Source organism: Candidatus Binatia bacterium (assembly GCA_023150935.1).
Classification (GTDB): Bacteria; Desulfobacterota; Binatia; order HRBIN30; family HRBIN30; genus JAKLJW01.
Window position 1 is genome coordinate 1 of record JAKLJW010000152.1, and the last position, 577, is coordinate 577.

At 64.5% G+C, this 577-nt stretch carries 1 protein-coding gene; it reads left to right on the top strand.

Annotated elements, in window-relative coordinates; genetic code table 11:
* Window positions 1-303 (top strand): imidazole glycerol phosphate synthase subunit HisH (hisH, locus tag L6Q96_23460; protein ID MCK6557505.1); only part of this gene is annotated, 303 nt, incomplete at its 5' end.
* Window positions 304-577 lie beyond the last annotated feature (274 nt).

The window sequence follows — 577 nt, forward strand, 5'->3', positions numbered from 1 at the left end:
GTACGCTTCAGCGACATCGGTGAGTTGAAGGTGCCGCACATGGGTTGGAACCGCATTCGCAAACGGCAAGACGTTCCGCACCTGCGCGGCATCGACGACGGGGCCTTCGTGTACTTCGTTCACTCGTACTACGTGGTGCCCGCGGACCCGACCCTGATCGCCACGACGACCGACTACGGACACGAGTTCACGTCTGCCATCGCCCGCGATAACGTCTTCGCCACGCAGTACCACCCGGAGAAGAGCCAGAAGGTGGGGTTGCGGATTCTGGAGAATTTCGGACGGGTCGTCTTCGGAGGCTAGGGTATCGCGCGGGACGGGGCGTTCTGGGCATCGAGGTCGAGCGGCTGGCCGCGGCGCATCACCCGCCGATTTCGCCTTCGAAAATGACGCCATGGTCGTTAAGTCGGCCTGGTCTGGTCACCGAAAGCCAGGGATTACCCCGGGTTGTCGTGGTCCGACCGTCTGGTTGTTTGGTTCCCAAACGAGCCCGCCAGGGCTTGGTGCGAGTAGCCGGAGGCTTGAGCCTCCGGCCCAGCCGCCATCCACTCCCGACGCGGGGCCGCACCGCACCGCC